A 23,393-nucleotide genomic window follows, 5' to 3' on the forward strand; every position below is an offset into this window, starting at 1 on the left:
CCTGGAGCCCGCCATGCCTCACCCGACCCCGGAATCCCCGTCACGCCGCCACGATGTCGTCGTCATCGGCGGCGGCGCGGCGGGCATCGCCGTCACCGCCAGCCTCTTGAAGCGTCGCGGTGACCTGGACATCGCCATCGTCGAACCCGCCGAGATGCACAGCTACCAGCCCGGCTGGACGCTGGTCGGCGGCGGCGTCTTCTCCGCCGACATCACCCGCCGCCCGATGGACGATGTCATCCCGAGCAGGGCGACCCGCTACGCCACCCGGGTCGAGCGCGTCGACCCCGAAGCCGCCGAGGTCGCCCTGGCCGACGGCCGGCGGCTCGGCTATGCCCGGCTGGTGGTGGCGCCGGGGCTGGTGCTCGACTGGGGCGCCATCGACGGCCTGGAGGAGACGCTCGGCGAGAACGGCGTGACCTCCAACTACCGCTTCGACCTGGCGCCCTACACCTGGTCGCTGGTGCAGTCGCTCGAGCGCGGTCGGGCGCTGTTCACCCAGCCGCCGATGCCGATCAAGTGCGCCGGCGCGCCGCAGAAGGCGATGTATCTCGCCTGCGATCACTGGCGGCGCCAGGGGCGGCTGGACGACATCGAGGTGCGCTTCTGCAACGCCGGCGGCGTGCTGTTCGGCGTGCCCGACTACGTGCCGGCGCTTGAGCGTTACATCGACGGCTACGGCATCGAGGCGGCCTACGGCGAACGCCTCGTGGCGGTGGACGGCCCCTCGCGCACGGCCCGTTTCGCGGTCGGCGGCGCAGACGGCGAGCATGAGGAGGAGCGCGGCTTCGACATGCTGCACGCGGTGCCGCCGCAGAAGGCGCCGGGCTTCGTCGCCGAGTCCGGGCTCGCCAACGGCGGCGGCTGGCTGGACCTGGACGCCGAGACGCTCCAGCACGTGCGCTATCCGGCGGTGTTCGGCCTCGGTGACGTCAGCGGCACGCCCAACGCCAAGACCACGGCGGCGGTGCGCAAGCAGGCCCCGGTGGTGGCCGAGAACCTGCTCGCCTCGCTGGACGAGACCCCGCTCGAGGCGGCCTACACCGGCTACGGCTCCTGCCCGCTGACCGTGGAGCGCGGGCGCATCGTGCTGGCCGAGTTCGGCTACGGCGGCACGCTGCAGCCGACCTTCCCGCGCTGGGTCAACGATGGCACGAAGGCCACCCGCCGCGCCTGGTGGCTCAAGGCTAAACAGCTGCCCTGGCTGTACTGGAACCTGATGCTCAAGGGCCACGAGTGGCTGGCCGCGCCGGCCCGGCGGGCGCCGAGGGTGGCATCCGGCGACACCCGGAGCGCCAGCGGCCGATGATCCCGTCACGCTGGATTCCGCTGCTCGGCTGGCTGCACGGCTACCGGCACGACACCCTGGCCCGGGACCTGCTGGCGGCGGTGATCGTCACCCTGATGCTGGTGCCCCAGGCCCTGGCCTATGCGCTGCTGGCCGGCCTGCCGCCGGAGGTGGGGCTCTATGCCAGCATGCTGCCGCTGGTGCTCTATGCGATCTTCGGCACCAGCGCCACCCTGGCGGTGGGGCCGGTGGCGGTGGCCTCGCTGATGACCGCCTCGGCGCTGTCCACCATCGCCACGCCGGGCAGCGCCGAGTACGTGGGCGCCGCCCTGGTGCTGGCGGCGCTCTCCGGGGCGATGCTGGTGGCCATGGGACTGCTGCGGCTGGGCTTTCTCGCCAACTTCCTGAGCCACCCGGTGATCTCGGGCTTCGTCACCGCCTCGGGGATCCTGATCGCCGCCAGCCAGCTGCGTCACCTGCTCGGCGTCGAGGCCTCGGGCCACACCCTGGTCGAGATGGTCCTGGCGCTCATCGCCGCGCTGGGCGAGGTCAATCCGGCCACCCTGGCGATCGGCGTAGGCGTCTGGGGCTTTTTGGTGCTGTGCCGGCGCTATCTCAAGGGCGGGCTCTCCCGCCTGGGGCTGTCGGCCACGGTCGCCGATCTCGTGGCCAAGGCCGCGCCGGTCTCGGCGGTGATCGTCACCACCCTGCTGGCCTGGGCGCTGGGGCTCGGCGGGCGCGGCGTGGCGCTGGTCGGCGTGGTGCCGAGCGGGCTGCCGGCGCTGGCGCTGCCGAGCCTCGAGCCGGGGCTATGGTCGAACCTGGCCCCGGCGGCGCTGCTGATCAGCCTGGTGGGCTTCGTGGAGTCGGTGTCGGTGGCCCAGACCCTGGCCGCCAAGCGCCGCCAGCGCATCGACCCGAACCGCGAGCTGATCGCCCTGGGGCTGGCCAACCTCGGCGCCGGCACCAGCGGCGGCTCGCCGGTGTCCGGCGGCTTCTCGCGCTCGGTGGTCAACTTCGAGGCCGGGGCCGCCACGCCGCTGGCCGGCGCCTTCACGGCGCTGGGCATCGCCGTGGCGACCCTGACGCTGACCGCGCCGCTGGCCTTCCTGCCCAAGGCGACGCTCGCCGCCACCATCATCGTCGCCGTGGGCACCCTGATCGATCTGCCCGCCATCCGCCGCACCTGGGCCTACTCCCGGGCCGACGGCGTGGCCATGCTGGCGACCCTGACGCTGACCCTGGTGCACGGCGTGGAGAGCGGCATCCTGGCCGGCGTGGCGTTGTCGCTGGGGCTGCACCTGTACCGCACCAGCCGCCCGCACAGCGCCGTGGTGGGGCGGGTGCCCGGCAGCGAGCACTTCCGCAACGTGCAGCGCTACGACGAGGTGGAGACCGACGAGCGCCTGGCCATCCTGCGCGTCGACGAGAGCCTCTACTTCGCCAACGCGCGCTATCTGGAGGACACGGTGATGGCGCTGGCGGCCCGCCAGCCGGGCCTCGCGCACATGGTGCTGGCCTGCCAGGCGGTCAACGTGATCGACGCCTCGGCGCTGGAGAGCCTGGAGGCGATCAACCGGCGGCTGAAGGACGCCGGGGTGGCGCTGCACCTGGCCGAGGTCAAGGGGCCGGTGATGGATCGCCTGGCGGCCACCGACTTCTGCCACGAGCTCGGCGGCCGGGTGTTCCTGAGCACCTTCGATGCCTGGCAGGCGCTGCATGAAGGCGAGGCCGCGGCGAACGCGGCGCCCGGCCGGATGACGGAAAGGGAGACATGACGGCAAGCCTTCACGGCGTGATCGGGGGCCGTCGCGATCAGGGGCGAGGACCGAGGATCTCGCCCAGCGTGTCCTCCTGCGGCATGCCCTGGGCGGTCTCCAGCCGGCCGCTGCTCTGAGGGCCGTTCGGGCGATAGACGATGCCCGGGGTGGCGACCAGGCCGAGGTCGTCCATCAGGTTGTGGTTCTCCTGCAGCGCCAGCTCCAGCCGGCGGGGCAGGGCGTCGAGGATCGCGACCGTATCGCCGCGCTCATGGTCGGCCAGCGCCGCGGCGGGATCGTCGGCGGCCAGCAGCGAGACCGCCTTGCGCGGGCTGTCGGCGGCGAGGATGCCGACCATCACGTGGCGCAGCTGGACCCTGCCGGCCTCGACCCAGGGGCGGGCGGCCTGCCAGAACTGGCGGCAGTAGGGGCAGTTGGGATCGGTGAACACATAGACGATGCGGTCGGCGTCGTCGCGGCCGTCGGCGATCCAGGCGCTCCGCTCGAGCTCGCCCCAGGTCTCGGCGTCCTGTGGCGCGCGCACCAGGCGATCCAGCGGCGCGCGGGAGAGGTTCTCGCCCTCGGCGTCTACCAGGTTGCCGATCACCGCGTGCTCGCCGCCCTCGGTGACGAAGACCGTCATCGGCTGGCCGCCGGCGCTGGCGGCGTAGCCGGTCAGCCCGTCGGGCGCCTCGAAGCGGCCGTGTATCGTGAGACCTTCGGCCTCGAGGGCCTGGAGCGGGGCGGGGAGTTCGTCGGCGGACGCGACGAGGGGCAGCAGCAGGGCGGCCGGCAGCAGGCGGCGGGGCAGGGCGCGCATGGCGTTCCTCCATGAAAGGGTGGCCCTCTGCTGACAGCGAGACGGCCCCGGGGTTCGCTGGGCGTCGCGGGGCCAAAACCGTTACAATGTGGCGACATCCTTCATCGTCCCCGACCTCCCGGAACCCTGCTTATGCACTGTCCCTTCTGCGGCGCCTCCGACACCCGCGTGACCGATTCCCGACTGGTCGTCGACGGCGATCAGGTGCGGCGGCGGCGCCAGTGCGCGGCCTGCGGCGAGCGCTTCACCACCTACGAGACCGCCGAGCTGGTGATGCCGCGGGTGATCAAGGGGGACGGGTCCCGGGAACTGTTCGACGAGGCCAAGCTGCGCGCCGGGATGCTGCGCGCCCTGGAGAAGCGCCCGGTGAGCGCCGAGTCGATCGAGGCCGCGGTGGAGCGCATCCGCCAGACCCTGCGCGCCCGCGGCGAGCGCGAGATCCACGCCCGGAACGTCGGCGAGGAGGTCATGCATGCCCTGAAGCGCCTCGACCAGGTGGCCTACATTCGCTTCGCCTCGGTCTATCGCCGCTTCCAGGACATCGACGAGTTCCGCGCCGAGATCGATCGCCTGGCCCAGGAGCCGAGCTTCCAGCCCGACGGATCCGGAGAATCATGAGCGCCGTGGTTCGTTCCCCCGAGAGCTGGATGGCCCGTGCCCTGGTGCTGGCCCGGCGCGGCCTCTATACCACCGATCCCAACCCGCGGGTGGGCTGCGTGCTTGTCAGCGACGGCCGCCGGGCCGGCGAGGGCTGGCACCAGCGCGCCGGCGAGCCCCACGCCGAGGTTCACGCCCTGCGTGACGCCGGTGAGGCCGCTCGCGGCGCCACCGCCTACGTCACCCTGGAGCCGTGCTCCCACCACGGCCGCACCGGCCCCTGCGCCGAGGCGCTGGTCCAGGCCGGCGTGGCGAAGGTGGTGGTGGCCATGCGCGACCCCAACCCGCTGGTGGCCGGCAACGGCATCGCCCGGCTGCGCGCGGCCGGCATCGAGGTCGAGGTCGGCCTGCTCGAGGCCCAGGCCCGGGCGCTGAACCCCGGCTTCGTCTCGCGGATGTCCCGGGGCCGGCCCTTCGTGCGGCTGAAGATGGCGATGAGTCTCGACGGCCGCACCGCCATGCGCTCCGGCGAGTCCCAGTGGATCACCGGGCCCCGGGCGCGCTGCCAGGTGCAGCGGTTGCGGGCCCGCTCCAGCGCGGTGATCACCGGCGTCGAGTCGGTGATCTTCGACAATTCCCGGCTGACCCTGCGCGCCGATCAGCTCGAGCTGCCCGACGCCGAGGCGATCGCCGCCCGCCAGCCGCTGCGCGTGGTGGTCGACTCCCGCCTGCGCCTGCCCGAGGCGGCGGCCTGCCTGCGCGAGCCGGGCCGCACCCTGGTGGCCACCGTCGAGGACCACGACGCCGAGCGGCGGGGCCGCCTCGAGGCCGCCGGTGCCGAGGTGCTGGTGCTGCCGGCGGGGGAGGATGGGCGCGTCGATCTGGCGGCCCTGCTGGGGCATCTCGCCGAGCGCGAGGCGGTCAACGAGGCGCTGCTCGAGACCGGCGCGACCCTGGCCGGCGCCATGCTCGACGCCGGACTGGTCGACGAGATGCAGCTGTTCGTCGCCCCGACCCTGCTCGGCGGCGAGGCGCGCCCGCTGTTCGCGCTGCCGGGGCTCGAGACCATGGCCGAACAGAAGCCGCTGGAGATCCTCGACATCCGCGCCGTGGGCCGCGACTGGCGCATCACCGCGCGCCCCGCCTGAGCCCGGCGCCGCCCGCGACGTGCCGTTCCGAGTACGCCGCCCGACCGCCCGATGGGCGTCGTCGGGCGAGCCACTACTAGCGCCGGCGGTCACGCCACGGTACCCTGACGCGGTTTCGAGCGGACGACGCCCGACGGCGACTTCGGTGTCGTCGCATCGCGACGACCGCAGCAGAGTCAATGGAGATTCCATGGAGCACTCCTCCTCCGGGGGCCTGGCCCCCATCGCCGAACTGATCGAGGACATCCGCCAGGGGCGGATGGTGATCCTGATGGACGATGAGGATCGCGAGAACGAGGGCGATATCATCATGGCCGCCGAGAAGGTGGAGGCCGAGCACATCAACTTCATGGCGCGCCATGCCCGCGGGCTGATCTGCCTGCCGATGACCCGCGAGCGCTGCGAGCGTCTGCAGCTGCCGCTGATGGTGCGCGACAACGGCTCCGGCTTCGGCACCAAGTTCACGCTCTCCATCGAGGCCGCCGAGGGCGTCAGCACCGGAATCTCCGCCGCCGACCGCGCGCGCACCGTCCAGGCGGCGGTGGCCCGCGACGCCGAGCCGAACGACATTGTTCAGCCCGGCCATATCTTCCCGCTGATGGCCGAGCCCGGCGGCGTGCTGCGTCGCGCCGGCCACACCGAGGCCGCCTGCGACCTGTCGGCCCTGGCCGGGCTGGATCCCAGCGGCGTGATCTGCGAGGTGATGAGCGAGGACGGCAGCATGGCGCGCCGCCCCGAGCTCGAGACCTTCGCCCGCGAACACGGGCTGAAGATGGGCACCATCGCCGACCTGATCCACTACCGCATCCACAACGAGCAGACCGTCGAGTCGCTGGAGTCGATGCCGGTACAGACCCCCCACGGCGAGCTGACGCTGCACGTGTTCCGCGATCGCATCCAGGGCGCCCATCACCTGGCGCTGGTCAAGGGGCGCCCGGCGCCCGAGTCGCTGACCACGGTGCGCGTGCACCTGTCCAACGTGATGCGCGACCTGCTGCTGCTGCAGAAGGGCGAGCACGACAGCTGGACCGCCCACGAGGCGATCGCCGAGGTCGCCCGCGCCGAGCACGGCGTCTTCGTGCTGCTCGACGACGGCCGCCCGCAGCAGGATCTTCACGACCTGCTCGAGGTCTTTCTGGAGCGTCGCCGGGCGCCGCGCACCACCGATTCCGACGGTGCCGGCAACTATCTCACCATCGGCACCGGGTCGCAGATCCTGCGCGAGCTGGGCGTGGGCCGCATGCGCCTGCTCAGCTCGCCGTGGAAGTTCTCGGCGCTCTCCGGCTTCGACCTGGAAGTGGTCGAGCGCCTCGAGCCCGGCCAGGCGCCGACCGCCGAGGGTGACGACGGCGCCTGACGCCCTCATCCGACATCTCGCCGGGGCGCCGTTCGTCGCGCGCCCCGGCGATTCCGTTTTCATCGGGTTCAGCAGGAAAGAGACCATGCAACCGATTTCCCAAGTCGAAGGCAGCTTCGTCAACGTCGATGGCCGCTACGTGATCGTGGTGGGCCGCTTCAATCATCATGTGGTGGACAGCCTGGTCGAGGGTGCCGTCGACAGCCTGACGCGCCACGGCGTCGACGAAGAGAACATCGACATCGTCCACACCCCGGGTGCCTGGGAGCTGCCGCTGGCCATCAAGCGCGTGCTCCAGGTGGTCCGCCCCGAGGCGGTGATTGCCTTGGGCGCGGTGATCCGCGGCGGCACGCCGCACTTCGAGCACGTGGCCGGCGAGTGCAACTCGGCCATGAACCGCCTGCAGCTGGAGTTCGACACTCCGGTGGCCAATGGCGTGCTGACCGTCAACTCCATCGAGCAGGCCATCGAGCGTGCCGGCACCAAGGCTGGCAACAAGGGCACCGAGGCGGCCATGGCGGCCATGGAGATGGTCTCGCTGCTGCGCCGCTTCGGTGAAGGGGAGAACGCCTGATGAGCGAACAGCGTCGCGAGCCGTCCAAGGCACAGCTGGCCCGTCATGCGGCCCGTGAACTGGCCGTTCAGGGGCTCTACCAGTGGCAGCTGACCGAGAAGCCGATCGCCGCCGTCGAGGCCGAGTTCCGCAGCCAGATCGCCGACGAGGATCTGGAGGATCACGAGAACTGGCACAAGGTGATGGGCATCGCCGACCTGGCGCTGTTCCACCAGCTGCTGCACGAGGTGGCGCGTAATCGCCGCGAGCTCGATGCCACCATCGCGCCGCTGCTCGACCGCCGCCTCGAGGACCTCGACCTGATCGAACTGGCGATCCTGCGCCTGGGCGCCTACGAGCTCGCCAAGCGTCCCGAGGTGCCGTACCGCGCGGTGATCAACGAGGGCGTCGAGCTGGCCAAGTCCTTCGGCGCCACCGAGGGGCACAAGTACGTCAACGGCATCCTCGACAAGCTCGCCGCCAAGCTGCGCGGCGCCGAGGTCTCCGCGCGTCGTCGCTGAAGGCCTCGATCCGATGTCCAGCGAATTCGAGCTGATCGCCCGTCATCTCGCGCCGACGCCCGCGGCCAGCGCCGTCGGCGTCAGCCTCGGGGTCGGCGACGACTGCGCGCTGCTCGCGCCCACGCCCGGCATGCAGCTGGCGGTGAGCGTCGACACCTCGGTGGCCGACGTGCACTTTCCCGCCGATGCCCCGCCCAGGGCCATCGGCCATCGGGCGCTGGCGGTCAGCCTCAGCGACCTGGCCGCCATGGGCGCCCGGGCGCGCTGGTGCCTGATGTCGCTGACCCTGCCCGAGGCCGATGACGCCTGGGTCGCGGAGTTCGCGGCCGGCTTTCATGCCCTGTGCGACGCCAGCGGCGTGGCGCTGGCCGGCGGCGACGTCACCCGCGGCGAGCTGGCGGTGGGCGTGACGGTGATGGGCGAGGTGCCCGAGGGCGAGGCGCTGACCCGCGCCGGCGCCCGGCCCGGCGAGGTGATCGCGGTGACCGGCGCCCTCGGCGGCGGCGCCGGCGGCCTGGCCCGCTGGCAGGCCGGCGCGCGCGATCCCGACGACGCCCTGCTGCGCCGCTACCTGCGCCCCGAGCCGCGGCTCGCCGCCGGCCTGGCGCTGCGCGAGCTGGCCTCCGCCGCGATCGACGTCTCGGACGGCCTGCTGGCCGATCTCGGTCATCTGTGCGCGGCCTCCGGCGTGGGCGCCGCGCTGACGCCCGAGACGCTGCCGCTGGCCGAGGGGCTGGCGGCGGCGCTCGGCGACGACGATGCCATGGACGCGGCCCTTCGCGGCGGCGACGACTACGAACTGCTGGTGACGCTGCCCGAGGCGCACCTCGAGCCGGCTCGGGCGCGACTGGTGGCCGAGGGCCTGGCACTGACCGCGATCGGCCGGGTGCGCGAGGCCCCCGGCATCACCGGCGCGGCGCCGGACGGCGCCGCGGGCTGGCAGCACTTCTCAGGAGACACGCCATGAACCGCGCCCCCCAGAGCGTCTGGCACCGGCCGGTCCACTTCCTCGCCTTCGGGTTCGGCAGCGGCGCCGTCCCCTTCGCCCCGGGCACCGTCGGCACCGTGGCGGCCATTCCCTTCTACTGGCTGATGTCCGAGTTGCCGCTCGGCTGGTACCTGTTCGTGGTGGCCATCACCTTCGTGTGGGGCATCTGGCTGTGCGAAAAGACCTCCCGCGACCTCGGGGTCCACGACCACTCGGGCATCGTCTGGGACGAGTTCGTCGGCTACTGGCTGACCATGATGGCGGTGCCCTTCTCCTGGGAGGCCGCCCTGTGGGGCTTCGTGGTCTTCCGGGTGTTCGACGTCTTCAAGCCCTGGCCGATTCGCTGGGCCGACCGCCGCGTGGCCGGCGGCTTCGGCATCATGATCGACGACGTCCTCGCCAGCGCCTATGCCTGGTGTACCATGCACCTGTGGTTCTGGCTCCACTGAGGTCGACGCCTCGGCCCGGGGCAGGGCGTCTCGTCGACAAGGAGTGAGCGATGCGCAAGGAGCGCCTGATCGTGCCGGTGCTGGCGGTGCTGGCCCTGGCCTGGGCCGTGGCCCAGACCCTCGCCGGCCTGCTGTTCGAGCGCGAGCTGACGCGGGTCGTCGCCGAGCTTCGCCAGGGCGGCGAGCTGAGCTTGCGGCGCAGCAACGTCGAGCGCGGCTGGCTGACCTCCCACGGCGTGATCCACCTGGCGCCGCTGTTCGGCAACGCCTGGCATCTCGACCTCGTCTATCGCGCCCGGCATGGCGTGCTGGAGACTCGCCTGGACGGCACCCTGCGGCCCCATACGCCCGAGATCGAGCCCGACCACGGCGCGGTGAGCGCCACGCCGCCGCGCTGGGACGCCCACTTCCGCCCCTATTCCTCGACCCTCGATGCCACCCTGGAACTCGCCCCGGTGGTCTTCCGCCAGCAGGATCGCACCCTGACCCTGCAGGGCGGCCGGGTCGCCGTGCACGGCGACGTCGGCGACTGGCGGCTGCGCGCGCGGCTGGCGGAGCTGCACCTCGATGACGGCGAGAGCCGCCTCAGCGCCGGCCCGCTGGTGCTGGAGAGCCGCTTCGCCTACACCCGAGACGTCTTCCACTTCAACCAGCACGATCATCTGCGGATCCAGAACCTGGCCTGGCGCTCGCCGGAGCTGGCCTTCGACGCCGAGCAGCTCGGCCTGACGGCGCGCACCGTGCTGGACGCCGAGGAGCTGCGGCTCAAGGCCCGGCTCGACGTCGGCGAGGTGCTCTCCGGCGACGAGGTGCTGCTGACCGGCGAGCTGGCCGGCGAGCTGTCGCGCCTCGACGCCGACGCCCTGCGCGCGCTGGCGGCCCGGCTTCACTACGAGGCGCTCCGCGGGCACGCCGCGGCGGATGATCCTTCCCTGAGCGAGGCGCTGACCCCGGCGCTGCGCGCGCTGCTGGCGGACTCGCCGCGGCTGGATATCCTCGAGGCCGACCTGGAGAGCCCCATGCTGGGGCTGTCGCTGGACGGCGAGGGCGTGCTGGTCTTCGATGCCCGCGATCTCGACGCCCTCGAGCCGCTGGCGCTGGACACCGAGGCGGAGCGCGCGGCCTGGCGCGAGCGGCTCGACGGCGACTTCCTGTGGCAGCCGCTGCCGCCGGTGATCGCGCTGGGGCTGGGGCTGCCGCTGGACACCCGGGAACTGCAGATCGACGTGGTCGGCGGCAAGGTGAGAATCAACGGCCGGCCGCTGCCGCCGGTGCTCGAACGTTGGCGATGACTTGAAGTTCGGCCTCGTCGCCCGCATTGCGGAAGCATCACGGGTCGAGAAGTCCCGTCCCTTCAGGATGAGGTACGCATGAGCGAAGACGATCAGCGCTACGAACAGGACGGCCTGGAATGGGTCCAGGCCGACACGGATGGCGAGCTGGACCTCGACGAGGGCGCCGGCCACGCGGTGGTGCCGGCCAGCGATACCCTGCCCGAGCGGCTCTATCTGCTGCCGATCCACAACCGCCCCTTCTTCCCCGCCCAGGTCCAGCCGCTGGTGATCAACCGCGAGCGCTGGGAGGACACCATCGGCCGGGTCGGCAACACGCCGCACCACATGGTCGGCCTGGCCTTCGTCGGCGAGGCCGGCGTCGAGGACCTGAGCCCCGGCGACTTCCCCGAGATGGGCACCGCGGTCAAGGTGCACAAGCTGCAGGGCGAGGACTCGCAGCTGCAGTTCATCGCCCAGGGCATGCGCCGCTTCCGTATCCAGCGCTGGCTGTCCAAGGAGCCGCCCTATCTGGTCGAGGTCAGCTATCCCCGCGAGCCGGTAGACGCCGAGGACGAGGAGACCCGCGCCTACGCCATGGCGCTGATCAACGGCATCAAGGAGCTGCTGCCGATCAACCCGCTCTACGGCGAGGAGCTCAAGCACTACCTCAACCGCTTCAGCCCCCACGAGCCGGGGCCGCTGACCGACTTCGCCGCCGCCATCACCTCGGCCAAGGGGCCCGAGCTGCAGGACGTGCTGGAGTCGCTGCCGGTGATGGAGCGCATGCAGAAGGTGCTGCCGCTGCTGCGCAAGGAGATCGACGTCGCCCGGCTGCAGAGCGAGATCAGCGAGCAGGTCAACGCCCAGATGCAGGAGCGCCAGCGCGAGTTCTTCCTGCGCGAGCAGCTCAAGATCATCCAGCGCGAGCTGGGCATCTCCAAGGACGACCGCGAGAACGACGTCGACACCTTCCGCGCCCGCCTCGAGGACAAGGCGGTGCCGGAGCGCGTGCAGGAGCGCATCGACGACGAGCTCGACAAGCTCTCGGTGCTGGAGACCGGCTCGCCGGAGTACGGCACCACCCGCCACTACCTCGACTGGCTGACCTCGCTGCCCTGGGGCCTGACCAGCGACGACCAGCTCGACCTGGGCCACGCCCGCGAGGTGCTGAACCGCGACCACGACGGCCTTTCGGACGTGAAGGAGCGCATCGTCGAGTTCCTCGCCGAGGGCACCTTCAAGGGCGACGTCGGCGGCTCCATCCTGCTGCTGGTGGGCCCGCCGGGCGTCGGCAAGACCTCCGTGGGGCGCTCCATCGCCGAGGCGCTGGGTCGCGAGTTCTATCGCTTCTCGGTGGGCGGCATGCGCGACGAGGCCGAGATCAAGGGCCACCGCCGCACCTACGTCGGCGCCATGCCCGGCAAGCTGGTGCAGGCGATCAAGGAGGTCGGCGTCGAGAACCCGGTGATCATGCTCGACGAGATCGACAAGCTCGGCCAGTCCTTCCAGGGCGACCCGGCCTCGGCGCTGCTCGAGGTGCTCGACCCGGAGCAGAACGTCGACTTCCTCGACCACTACCTGGACGTGCGGCTGGACCTGTCCAAGGTGCTGTTCGTGTGCACCGCCAATACCCTGGACTCGATCCCGGCGGCGCTGCTCGACCGCATGGAGCAGATTCGCCTCTCCGGCTACATCGCCCAGGAGAAGATGGCCATCGCCAAGCATCACCTGTGGCCCAAGCTGCTCGAGCGCGATCGCATCCCCAAGAAGCGCCTCAATCTCACCGACGCCGCGCTGCGCCAGGTGATCGAGGGCTACGCCCGCGAGGCCGGGGTGCGCCAGCTCGAGAAGCAGCTGCACCGCATCGTGCGCAAGTCGGCGGTCAAGCTGCTCGAGGATGACCAGCAGACGGTCAAGGTCTCGGTGAAGAACCTCGAGGAGTTCCTCGGCGCGCCGACCTTCCGCAAGGAGAAGGTGATGAAGGGCGAGGGCGTGGTCACCGGCCTGGCCTGGACCGCCATGGGCGGCGCGACCCTGTCGGTGGAGGCCGGCAAGGTGCACGCCCTGGACCGCGGCTTCAAGCTCACCGGCCAGCTCGGCGACGTGATGAAGGAGTCCGCCAACATCGCCTACAGCTACGCGCTGGGCCATCTCGGCGAGTACGGCGCCGACCCGGACTTCTTCGACTCCGCCTTCGTGCACCTGCACGTGCCGGAGGGCGCCACGCCCAAGGACGGCCCCTCGGCCGGCGTGACCATGACCACCGCGCTGCTGTCGCTGGCCAAGCACCGGCCCATCGACCGGCCGCTGGCGATGACCGGCGAGCTGACCCTGACCGGCCACGTGCTGCCGGTGGGCGGCATCCGCGAGAAGGTGATCGCCGCCCGGCGCAGCGAGATCTTCGAGGTGATCCTGCCCGAGGCCAACCGCCGCGACTACGAGGAGCTGCCGGACTACCTCAAGGAGGACGTCACGGTGCACTTCGCGGGGCATTATCGGGATGTGGCGAAGGTCGTGTTCGGATAACAAGGCGCTGAGGTCGAGCCAGAAGGGGCGCCAGGGACAGGTCGTAGCGAGGGGCCTACGCCATGGGTGAGAAGCACTGCTTCGAACGGGCTGGCCATGGATGGCCAGCACCGGCCCTGCAAGCGGAGCAGGACGCGATAGCGAAGCAGGGCGTAGGTAGCGCCCAGGGAAGGGTTTACAGCGCCCTGCGGAGACCTGTCGCCGGACAAGCCCCGAAGCTTATTCAGATCGCTCCGACTGTCCTTACTCCGTATCGCGCCCGCCGATGGCATAATGGCGGGCGCGTTTTCGTGTCCGACTCTCCACTTCTCGTTTCCTCCTTCTCGAACAAACAGGAATGTCCATGGCTCCCAAGGTTCAGGCCGTCGGTGCGTCGCTGGCCGCGCTGCTGGCCGTCGGCGTCGCTCAGGCCGACGAGACCCTCACCGTCTACACCTACGATTCCTTCGTCTCCGAGTGGGGACCGGGGCCCGGCATCGAGGAGGCCTTCGAGGCCCGCTGCGGCTGCGATCTCGCGTTCGTCGCGCTGCCCGGCGGCGTCGACATCCTCCAGCGGCTGCGTCTCGAGGGGCAGGACACCGCCGCCGACGTGGTGCTGGGGCTGGACATGAACCTGATGGCCGAGGCTCGCGCGCTGGACCTGCTGGTGCCCCACGGCGTCGACGCCGGCGCCCTCGACCTGCCCGTCGACTGGAGCGACGACACCTTCCTGCCCTACGACTGGGGCCACTTCGCCTTCGTCTACGACACCGAGCAGCTCGAGACGCCGCCCGGGAGCTTCGAGGCGCTGCTCGACGCCCCGGACGACGTCAAGGTGATCCTCCAGGACCCGCGCACCAGCGTCACCGGCCAGGGGCTCTTGCTGTGGATCAGGAAGGTCTACGGCGAGCGGGCACCCGAGATCTGGGCGCGCCTCAACGAGCGCGTGCTGACCGTCACCAACGGCTGGAGCCAGGCCTACTTCTCGCTGTTCATGAACGGCGAGGCGCCGATGGTGCTGTCGTATGCCACTTCGCCGGCCTACCACATGGCCGTCGAGGGCACCGATCGCTACCAGGCCGCCGAGTTCGACGACGGCCACTACCTGCAGGTGGAGACCGCGGCCCGGGTGGCGACCAGCGAGCATCCCGCGCTCGCCCGCGAGTTCCTGGCCTTCATGCTGACGCCGGACTTCCAGCGCCATATTCCGCTGGGCAACGTCATGCATCCGGCCATCGACCTCGGCGACGAGCTGCCCGAGGTCTATGAGCGGCTGATCGCCCCCGAGAGCCTGACCTTCACGCCTGAGGCGGTGAAGGCGCATCGCCGCGAGTGGATCCGCGAGTGGCGCAACGCCGCCGCCCGATGAGCCCGACCACGCGCTGGGCCACGCATTCGCGCTGGCCCCTGGCAGCGGGCATCGCGGCGCTCGTCGCGGTGGCGGGGCTCGGGCTCGGCAGCCTCGGCGCGCTGCTGTGGCAGGCCCGGGAGCTGCATCCGGCGATGCTGTGGCAGGAGCCGTGGCTCGCCGCCGTGCTGCGCTTCACCCTGTGGCAGGCGAGCCTGTCCACGCTGCTGTCGATCGGCCTGGCGATTCCCGTGGCCCTGGCGCTGGCCCGGCGGCCGCGCTTCCTCGGCCGTCGCCTGCTGCTGCGGGCCATGGAGCTGTCGCTGGTGATCCCGAGCCTGATCGCGCTGTTCGGGCTGGTCGCCGTGCACGGCCGGCGCGGCTGGCTGGCGCCGCTGCGCGATCTCCTCGACGGGCTGCCCGACGACTATCTCTACGGCCTCTCCGGCATCGTGCTGGCCCATGTCTTCTACAACCTGCCGTTGGCCGCGCGGCTGATGCTGCAGGCCCTGGAGGAGGCGCCGGCGGCCCAGTGGCGCCTGGCCGGCCAGCTGGGGCTGTCTCGCGGCGCGCTGTGGCGGGCGCTGGAGTGGCCGCGGCTGGCGCCGCTGCTGCCGCGGCTCGCGGCGCTGGTGTTCACGCTGTGCTTCACCAGCTTCGCCATCGTCATGACCCTGGGCGGCGGGCCGGCCTCCTCGACCCTGGAAGTGGCGCTCTACCAGGCCATGAAGTTCGACCACGACCTGGCCCTGGCCGCGCTGCTGGCGCTGACTCAGCTGACGATCTGCCTGTCGCTGTGGCTGCTCGCGCTGTCCCGCGGCGGCACCCCGTCGCTGGCGGTGGGGGCGCGCCCCGGCCGGCCCGCGGGGCGCTGGTGGCGCCGCGATGCCCGGGGGCTCTCGCGGCTCACCGATGCCTTCTGGCTCACCGGGCTGGCCGCGCTGCTGCTGCCGCCGCTGGCGGCGGTGCTGGTGGCCGGCGTGCTCGGCCTGCCGGAAATGCCGCACGGCGCGAGCCTGTGGCCCGCGGCGCTGCGCAGCCTCTCGATGGCGCTCGGCGCCGGGCTCGGCGCGCTGGCGCTGGCCGTGGCGCTGCTGGCCGGGCGCCAGTGGCTGCGCGACCGGCGGCGGCCGCTTCTCGCCGCGCTGATGGAGGGCGGCGGCCAGCTGATCCTGGTGATCCCGGCGCTGGTGTTCGGCACCGGGCTGTTCCTGCTGCTGCGCCCGCGGCTCGGCAGCGGCTGGGAGGGCTACGCCCTGGTGGTGTTGGTCAACGCCTTCATGGCGCTGCCCTTCGCCATGCAGGTGATCCGCGGCGCGCTGCCGGGGCTCTCGGCGCCGGAGCGGCGGCTGGCCGACCAGCTCGGGGTGCGTGGCGTCGCGCGGCTTCGCTGGCTGCAGTGGCCGCGGCTGCGCCGCCCGCTGGCCCTGGCGCTGGCCTACGCGATGACGCTGTCGCTGGGCGACTTCAGCGTCATCGCGCTGTTCGGCAGCCCCGCGGCACCGACCCTGCCGATGCTGCTGTTCCAGCAGCTGGGCGGCTACCGCTGGCAGGGCGCGGCGGCCACCGCGCTGCTGCTGCTGGCCCTGGTGGCGCTGGTGTTCGCCGCGCTCGACCGCCTGACCCGGCGCACGCCACGCTATCCCTGGCGCGATGCCCGATGCCGTCCCCCACAACAGGCCTCGTCGCAAGGAGGCGCCGATGCTCGACTGCCATGACCTGACCTTCCACTACAGGCGCTGCGATCCCGGCGAGACGCCGGACTTCCGCTTCGCCTTCCGGCTCGCGCCGGGGGAATGCCTGTCGGTGGAGGGGCCGTCGGGGTCCGGCAAGAGCACGCTGCTGGCGCTGCTGGCCGGCTTTCTCGAGCCCGGCGGCGGGCGGCTCGACTGGGCGGGGGAGGACCTGCTGGCGCGGCCGCCCTGGGAGCGCGGTATCACCACCGTCTTCCAGGAGCACAATCTGTTCGATCACCTGCCGGTGTGGCTCAACGTGGGCCTCGGCCTGGCGCCGGACATGAGGCTCACCGGCGAGCAGAAGACGCGCATCCGCGAGGGGCTGGCCGAGGTCGGCCTCGAGGGCCTCCACGACCGGCTGCCCGACGAGCTCTCCGGCGGCCAGCGCCAGCGGGTGGCGCTGCTGCGCGCGCTGCTGCGGGGCGCGCCGCTGCTGCTGCTCGACGAGCCCTTCACCGGGCTCGACGACGCCACCCGGCGCGGGCTGTGGGAGCTGGTGCGCCGCCAGAAGGCGGCCGGCGTGGCGGTGCTGCTGGTCAGCCACGACCGCGACGACATCGAGGCCCTGGCCGACCGCCACTGCCGGCTCGAGGACGGGCGGCTGCGGGGCTAGATAGCCAAGCCGACGTTGCCATCGACCACGAGGGTTTCGCCGGTGTGAAGGTGTTGTCGTGCGCGACCAGACGCGGCATGGTCCGGGTGACCTCCTTGGCGTATGCCACCCGGCCCGGGGGCCACGGCGTTGGCCAGGATGACCCCTTGGCCATCTCGTCGGCACTGCACTCGGCGCCGGTGTGCAGTCCGTGTGTCGATCCGACATGCTGGCATCCCCGCCTTTCCATCGGCCTCATCGTCTCCTGAAGGGCGCGCGTGGCGTGGCTCTCCATGCCCCTCGTCAGGTCTTCCGGAGCGGTCTCGTTGAAGGCCGCCGCTGGATTGGCTGGTTCGCGCAGACTGCCCTCAGTGCCGAGTGCATTACGGATCGTGCCGGCGATTCTCGACTTCGCCACCGTGTGGTTGGGCCTCGACGCCGACAGGACACGCCACGGCCTCAAGCCGATGTCCAAGAAGGGCTACCCCTTAGCGCGCGAGGTAATGATCACCGCGCTTCTTATGCCGTACCTCGTGATTCTGCTGGAGCACCTTTATGGGCGGTTACATGCCCCGGTAAGAAGCCGGCCAGACGATCTTCGCCTGTCTGGCATTGCTCTTCTTCGATGACTCCCTGAGCGTTTCACTACGTTGTTTCGCCTCACGGTCGGAGGAGGTGCGGGTCACGACGGAACGCCGGGTGTCGGTTGCTGCTGGTGATGGCCGGCGCGGTCCTCCTGTTCATGATCTGGCGTGTTCAAGGGGGCTGAGCTGGCGTTTCGCCACCCGGGTCTGAGGGCAGCAATCATGCGTTGGTAGTGGAGGGCTATCTCGACAAGCACTTTTCCGCCGGCGTCACGCATGCCTCTTTGCGGCCTTGCCGGGGGCCTTCGATGTCCTGCTGGCCAGTCGCGCGCCTCCTTCAGTCATGCCAGCTGTGTAGGGCATGCCATGCATAGCGCCTTTCCGGTGGATCTCTTCGTCGTCGGCAGTCAGCCACTGGTGCGGCGGGTAAGGACGGAGATGGCCGTACCGATGCGGGTCGGTCTTCGGCCGGCCTCGCGGCACGACATGGATCTCGCCACCGAACAGCGCGAGCACGACACGCTTCATGGAGGTGGTCGCCGCCTTGCTCACGTAAGAGGTCGATGACGGCATCCGTCCATGTGAGACGCGGGAGCAGCATTCCCAGTCGCTTTGCCTGATGGAGGAGTTGGGCCCGGCGCTGGATGTCTGGGGGCTACGGTACCTCGCCATGACCCGAGAGCCATACGCCGATGCTGGTCTGACCTTGGCCCCCTTTGGCTCGTCGGGCCCATCGTGTACATGAGGTGTTCAGCGGGGTTTGTGAAGGTGAGTGATGTTGTGTTCCGGAGGCTATGATATTGTCTAATGCAATTTAACGTAATGCTCTGATGGATAGTGATCTCTCCAATCGAAAGCTGGTGGGTCATGTCGACTGAGACACCAGCTGTCAGTCTGCCGGTGGCTCCGGTGTTCTGCATGCGCTGTTAAGATAACTATTTGAATATAAAAGAAAAGCATGAGGTAGGCTCGTGGGCCTGCCGATTGCCTATCGAGATGGTTTGCTCGCTGCCGCACACGTCCAGGCTGCGCCAGTCAATTAAAACGATGCTTCGATTCGTAGGTGAACATGAACAAGATCTTTAAGATTATCTGGAACAGCACCCTAGGGCGTTTGACAATTGCCTCGGAAGCGGCTCACTCAAGGGGCAAGTCAAGCGGGCAGCGGCTCCAGGCGGCGCCAGCGGTAGCTGTGAAAGCCTCACCTGTAGGCATCTTGCGCCCCTTGGTCGTGGCGATAGGGCTGGTCGGTAGTGGGGTGAGTGCTACGGCCACCGCAGAGGACGCCACTTTCGACAACCTGACGGTCAACGACGACGCGATTCTTAGTGCTCTGGAGGTGAGTGGAGCCGCCACTATCACTGGGTCGCTCACCGTGGGTGGCGAGGATGTTGCCACAGTCAGTGATATTGCTGGCATCGGTACCAATGCGTCAGCCATCACGGGCCTCGATGGTCGCGTTGACACCAATGAAACTGATATTGCGGGCCTCGATGGTCGCGTTACCACTAATGAATCTGATATTGCGGGCCTGGATGCCGATCTTGGCAATCTCGACACCCGAGTCGGTGCCAATGAGTCGGCCATCACGGGCCTCGATGGTCGCGTTGCCACCAATGAAACTGATATTGCGGGTCTCGATGGTCGCGTTACCACTAATGAAACTGATATTGCGGGTCTGGATGCCGATCTTGGCAATCTCGACACCCGAGTCGGTGCCAATGAGTCGGCCATCACGGGCCTAGATGGTCGCGTTGCCACCAATGAAACTGATATTGCGGACCTCGATGGTCGCGTTACCACTAATGAAACTGATATTGCGGGTCTGGATGCCGATCTTGGCAATCTCGACACCCGAGTCGGTGACAATGAAACCGACATCAATACAATCAACGATTCTCTGACTGACCTGGGTGTCGATGAGAACTCCCCAGGCGTCAAATATTTTCGTGTGAATTCCGACGACATTGATGCTCAGGCTAACGGCTCTGAATCCGTCGCCATTGGTCCTAGCAGCGTCGCTGGCGGCACCAACAGCTTAGCCGCAGGATTGGGTGCCACGACCAGCGACGTGGCAGACAACGGCATTGCCCTGGGCAACCAGGCCCGTGCCGAGGCGGGTAACAGCCTGGCGGTGGGGAACCAGGCCAATGCGGCCTTGGAGTCCGGAACGGCCATAGGCAATCAAGCGCAGGCGAAGGCCGAAAACTCGATTGCCTTAGGCAAGCAAACTCTAGCCCTGGGCGATAATGCTACCTCCATTGGTGCGACTGGCGATCCCATCACGACTCTGGATCTGGCCAATGATGGCGCCGACCTGACGTCAATCAACGGCGTACCGGTGACGGCAACCGGCACGCCGCTCGACACCGATGGGACCTACAACCCCACCGGTCCAAACGAAATTACCGAAATTGCCGGTGTGGCGGTGGACGAAGACGGCGTCAATCAGTTTATCAATGCGTTGAAGTCCGGCGCCAACCTTGCCTCGGGCACGAACAGTGTATCGCTGGGGGTCGGCACCATCGCAGCCGGTGATTCCAGCGTTGCCATTGGTGATAGAGCCAGTGCGGCAAGCGATGCGGTCGGCATCGGCCGCAACGCGACCGCCACGGGCAGTGCCGTCAGCATTGGCCCCGGCGCCACCGCGAGCGGTGCCAACAGCTTCGCTGGCGGCAATAATGCCACCGCAAGCGGTGCCAACAGCTTCGCCGCAGGCGCTGGGGCGCAAGCAGGTGGTGTGGATAGCATTGCCTTAGGCAGAGCTGCCGTAGCGTCCGCCACAAACAACATCTCGATCGGTGAAGAAGCAGGCGTCGGTACAAACGCTGTTTCAGCCGGCGATCAGGTAAATAATATCGCCATCGGCGCCCAGGCTGGCCAGAACGTTGCCGGCCAACGTAATGTGGCAATGGGAAGCAGTGCGGGCAACGCTGCCGATGGGAACGACAACATTGCCTTCGGCTCCGGGGCTGGCAACAGCCTGGAAGGTGACAGTAATATCAGCATTGGTTTGAATGCTAACAACGCTGATGGGGGAGGGAAGAATCGCGCTGTCGGCATCGGCGAGGATGCCTCGGCGGGTACCGATGGCGTTGCCATCGGTCACGAGGCTGTCGCTTCCGGCGCCAACGGTCTTGCATTGGGTAGTGGTGCAGCAACGAGTGGCGCAGGCGTGGCCTTGGGTGAAAACGCTGACGCAGCAACCGGCTATGTTGCCCTGGGCTCTGGCACCCAGGCCTTACAAAGTGATGTTAATGGAAGTAGCTATCTCACCAATCGTGCGTTCTCGGGCAGCGCCGTTTCTGTGGGGAATAGCGAGACAGGCCTGACGCGGCGTATCGTTAATGTGGAGGATGGCGCACAGGACACTGATGCGGTAAACGTACGGCAGCTACAGTATGCAGTGAATAATATCGACCTGACGGATCCTGACTTCGCCGATGGCGTGATCCTGGATCTTCAGGACCAGATCGATCAGAACTTGCTGTCTTATGTCAGTATCGAGGACGGCGGCACCGACAGGAACAACAAGGATAACAGTGGGGCGCTAGGCGTCAGGTCATTAGCGATTGGTCCGGATGCCTCTACCAGTAATGGGGCCGACGATGCGACAGCGATTGGCTCCAGCGTATCGGCGGAAGGGGCTTCCTCGGTCGTTCTGGGCCACGATGTCCAGGCGCTAAACGATAATGCGGTCGTCATCGGCAGCCAACAGACCGAAGCGCGCGACGAAAGCGGCGTGGCCATTGGCGCGGACTCACAAAGCCGTGGCACAAACTCGATCGTTATTGGTACCCGCTCTGAGTCGGACGACCAGGATGGTACTAATGTCCAAAACTCGATCGTCATTGGTACGGACTCCCAGTCGACAGCGCGCGAAGGGATCGTCATCGGCAGAAATTCCCTCGTAAATGCCGAAAGAGCTATGGCTCAGGGTGATAATGCCGAGGCAACGGCGGATGACGCCATGGCTGTCGGTACAGGCTCCCGGGCGAGTGGTGTCAGCGCCCAGGCCAGCGGCACCCGTGCCAGCGCCAGTGGCGCCAACGCTCTGGCCAGCGGCACCGATGCCAACGCCAGTGGCGCTGACGCTCAGGCTAGCGGTACCGATGCCAGCGCCAGCGGTACCAATGCTCAGGCCAGCGGCACCGATGCCAGCGCCAGTGGTGTCAGCGCTCAGGCCAGCGGCACCAGGGCTTCCGCGAGTGGAGCCAATGCCATCGCATCAGGTACGGATGCGCGTGGATATGCCAGCGACGGTATCGCCATGGGCACTGGAGCCCAGGCCGGCTTCGAAGATCCCAATAACCTCGACCCTCTGCGCAACACTGGAGGTATCGCGATCGGCAATCAGGCCCGTGCGGACGAAGAGCATGCGCTGGCGCTCGGCGTCGAGGCCCAGGCTCGCGCCCAGTCCGCCACGGCGATCGGCGATGGGGCCGAAGCCTCGGACACCGCCCAGGGCGGCCTGGCCGTCGGGGCCGGCGCGGGGGTCACCGCGCTGAACGCCGCCGCCTTTGGCCAGAGCGCCGAAGCAGAGGCCACCGAGGCCCTGGCCATGGGCTCCGGGGCGCGCGCCGACGCCCAGTCCGCCACGGCGATCGGCGATGGAGCCCTGGCCAACCACCAGGGCTCGGTGGCGCTGGGGAGCAACGCTGTCACAGCGGCGCCGGTCCCCACTGACGAAATGACGGTCGACAACAATACCTACGACTTCGCGGGTACCTCTCCTGTAGCGACTGTTAGCGTCGGGGGCTTGGGTGAGGAGCGTACTCTTACCAATGTCGCCGCCGGACGCGTCAGCGCTACCAGTACCGACGCCGTCAACGGCAGCCAACTTTATGGCACCAACCAGGCAGTCGATGCACTGGCCGACAACCTGGATACTGCCGGCGGTTCCGTGGCCGACGTGATGGGTGGCAACGCCGCCTATGATCCGCAGACCCACCAGGTCACGATGAACAATGTGGGTGGCACCGGTGAGGATACCGTCGACGATGCCATCGAGTATGCCGCCCAGGGCTGGGATGTCACCGCTAACAACGACGCCGGTGCCAATGTCGCGCCCGGCGGCTCGGTGGATTTCAGCAGCACCGACAGCAATATCGCCATCAGCCGCACGGGCACCGATCTGGTGTTCAACCTCGCGGAGGATATCGGCGTCAACGGAAGCGTCAGCGTCGGTAGCGATACCGTTATCGATGGTGACAGCGTCACGACCAACAACCTGACGGTCGGTGGTGATACCTTCGTCGTGGCCGGGGATACCGTCACCTATGACGGTAATGAGATCGCGACCCAGGCCGACGGCCTGAGCTTTGCCGGTAACACCGGCGGCGCCATCGATAAGACGCTGGGAGACACCACCCCGTTGACGGTTTCCGGTGGGCTGGCGTCGGGCGAGGCTTCCAGTGGCGCCAACCTGCGCGTGGATAGCGACGGCAATCAGCTCAACCTGGTAATGGCGCGCAACCTAACCGAGCTGGACAGTGTCACCACCGGCAATAGCGTGCTCGACACCGGCGGCCTCACCGTCAACGATGGCACTAACAGCACCGAGTACGGCGCCGCCGGCATGACCATTACCGGTGGCCCTAGCGTGACCTCCGGTGGCATCGATGCCGGTGATCAGGTTATTGCCAACGTGGCCGACGGAGATGTGAACGCCATCAGCAGCGATGCCATCAACGGCAGCCAGCTGCAGGCGGCGGGCGACAGCCTGGCCAGCAACGTGCTGGGCGGCAATGCCGACTACACCGGCAACGACTTCACCATGAGTGATGTGGGCGGTACCGGCGAAGACACCATCGACGAGGCGATTGCTTCGGCCAACACCGCGGCTAATGCCGGCTGGGACATCAGCGCCCAGG

The 23,393-nt window shown here is 69.0% G+C and carries 18 protein-coding genes; 16 read left to right on the top strand and 2 right to left on the bottom strand.

Annotated features, from left to right (window positions below; translation table 11 throughout):
• The first annotated feature begins 13 nt into the window (after positions 1-13).
• Together ACGTNF_RS09690 and ACGTNF_RS09695 are read left to right on the top strand one after the other, a co-directional pair.
• Positions 14-1,309: an NAD(P)/FAD-dependent oxidoreductase gene (locus ACGTNF_RS09690; RefSeq protein WP_394601525.1), complete on the top strand. Its 1,296-nt coding sequence runs from the start codon at positions 14-16 to the stop codon at positions 1,307-1,309.
• Entirely contained in the window at positions 1,306-3,066 is a 1,761-nt protein-coding gene (locus ACGTNF_RS09695) for a SulP family inorganic anion transporter (protein WP_394601526.1), read from the top strand. The genes ACGTNF_RS09690 and ACGTNF_RS09695 overlap by 4 nt, the downstream gene beginning before the upstream one ends.
• Before the next feature lie 37 nt (positions 3,067-3,103).
• Here the strand turns inward: ACGTNF_RS09695 and dsbG are convergent, their stop codons facing one another.
• Entirely contained in the window at positions 3,104-3,868 is a 765-nt protein-coding gene (dsbG, locus tag ACGTNF_RS09700; RefSeq protein ID WP_394601527.1) for a thiol:disulfide interchange protein DsbG, read from the bottom strand.
• Positions 3,869-4,000: 132 nt separating this feature from the next.
• On the opposite strand from dsbG, the gene nrdR reads away from it, so the two are divergent.
• The 13 genes from nrdR (at position 4,001) to ACGTNF_RS09765 (ending at position 17,565) form a co-directional block, all read left to right on the top strand.
• Entirely contained in the window at positions 4,001-4,486 is a 486-nt protein-coding gene (gene nrdR, locus ACGTNF_RS09705; RefSeq protein ID WP_394601528.1) for a transcriptional regulator NrdR, read from the top strand.
• Positions 4,483-5,613 carry a bifunctional diaminohydroxyphosphoribosylaminopyrimidine deaminase/5-amino-6-(5-phosphoribosylamino)uracil reductase RibD gene (gene ribD, locus ACGTNF_RS09710; RefSeq protein WP_394601529.1) on the top strand — a complete coding sequence of 377 codons (1,131 nt, stop codon included), beginning with the start codon at positions 4,483-4,485 and terminating at the stop codon, positions 5,611-5,613. The genes nrdR and ribD overlap by 4 nt, the downstream gene beginning before the upstream one ends.
• 190 nt (positions 5,614-5,803) lie before the next feature.
• The gene (gene ribBA / locus ACGTNF_RS09715) at positions 5,804-6,970 is read left to right on the top strand and encodes a bifunctional 3,4-dihydroxy-2-butanone-4-phosphate synthase/GTP cyclohydrolase II (protein ID WP_394601530.1); all 1,167 of its coding nucleotides are present in this window, start codon (positions 5,804-5,806) and stop codon (positions 6,968-6,970) included.
• A gap of 85 nt (positions 6,971-7,055) precedes the next feature.
• Entirely contained in the window at positions 7,056-7,544 is a 489-nt protein-coding gene (ribH, locus tag ACGTNF_RS09720) for a 6,7-dimethyl-8-ribityllumazine synthase (RefSeq protein ID WP_016856622.1), read from the top strand.
• Positions 7,544-8,044 carry a transcription antitermination factor NusB gene (nusB, locus tag ACGTNF_RS09725; protein WP_016856623.1) on the top strand — a complete coding sequence of 167 codons (501 nt, stop codon included), beginning with the start codon at positions 7,544-7,546 and terminating at the stop codon, positions 8,042-8,044. Before ribH ends, nusB begins: the two co-directional genes overlap by 1 nt.
• Before the next feature lie 13 nt (positions 8,045-8,057).
• Positions 8,058-9,011 (top strand): thiamine-phosphate kinase, encoded by a 954-nt coding sequence (gene thiL, locus ACGTNF_RS09730; protein ID WP_394601531.1) that lies wholly within the window; start codon positions 8,058-8,060, stop codon positions 9,009-9,011.
• On the top strand, positions 9,008-9,481 hold the full coding sequence (locus tag ACGTNF_RS09735; RefSeq protein WP_016856164.1) for a phosphatidylglycerophosphatase A family protein: 474 nt from the start codon (positions 9,008-9,010) through the stop codon (positions 9,479-9,481). The genes thiL and ACGTNF_RS09735 overlap by 4 nt, the downstream gene beginning before the upstream one ends.
• 50 nt (positions 9,482-9,531) lie before the next feature.
• The gene (locus ACGTNF_RS09740) at positions 9,532-10,773 is read left to right on the top strand and encodes a DUF945 family protein (RefSeq protein ID WP_394601532.1); all 1,242 of its coding nucleotides are present in this window, start codon (positions 9,532-9,534) and stop codon (positions 10,771-10,773) included.
• 78 nt (positions 10,774-10,851) lie between these two features.
• Entirely contained in the window at positions 10,852-13,281 is a 2,430-nt protein-coding gene (gene lon / locus ACGTNF_RS09745; protein ID WP_016856162.1) for an endopeptidase La, read from the top strand.
• Between the two features lie 343 nt (positions 13,282-13,624).
• Entirely contained in the window at positions 13,625-14,629 is a 1,005-nt protein-coding gene (gene thiB / locus ACGTNF_RS09750; protein ID WP_394601533.1) for a thiamine ABC transporter substrate binding subunit, read from the top strand.
• On the top strand, positions 14,626-16,326 hold the full coding sequence (gene thiP, locus ACGTNF_RS09755; protein ID WP_394601534.1) for a thiamine/thiamine pyrophosphate ABC transporter permease: 1,701 nt from the start codon (positions 14,626-14,628) through the stop codon (positions 16,324-16,326). The genes thiB and thiP overlap by 4 nt, the downstream gene beginning before the upstream one ends.
• Positions 16,310-16,957, top strand: a complete 648-nt coding sequence (locus tag ACGTNF_RS09760) for an ATP-binding cassette domain-containing protein (protein WP_394601535.1) — start codon at positions 16,310-16,312, stop codon at positions 16,955-16,957. The genes thiP and ACGTNF_RS09760 overlap by 17 nt, the downstream gene beginning before the upstream one ends.
• 305 nt (positions 16,958-17,262) lie before the next feature.
• Positions 17,263-17,565, top strand: coding sequence for a hypothetical protein (locus tag ACGTNF_RS09765; RefSeq protein WP_394601536.1), 303 nt, complete (start codon positions 17,263-17,265; stop codon positions 17,563-17,565).
• A gap of 225 nt (positions 17,566-17,790) precedes the next feature.
• On the opposite strand, the gene ACGTNF_RS09770 is transcribed toward ACGTNF_RS09765, so the two are convergent.
• Positions 17,791-18,048, bottom strand: a complete 258-nt coding sequence (locus ACGTNF_RS09770) for a hypothetical protein (RefSeq protein ID WP_394601537.1) — start codon at positions 18,046-18,048, stop codon at positions 17,791-17,793.
• Positions 18,049-18,589: 541 nt separating this feature from the next.
• Between ACGTNF_RS09770 and ACGTNF_RS09775 the strand changes: the two genes are divergently transcribed.
• The coding region (locus ACGTNF_RS09775) for an ESPR-type extended signal peptide-containing protein (RefSeq protein ID WP_394601538.1) at positions 18,590-23,393 on the top strand (4,804 nt) is incomplete at its 3' end.

Origin of the sequence: Halomonas sp. B23F22_10 (assembly GCF_043496975.1) — a bacterium.
Classification (GTDB): domain Bacteria; phylum Pseudomonadota; class Gammaproteobacteria; order Pseudomonadales; family Halomonadaceae; genus Halomonas; species Halomonas smyrnensis.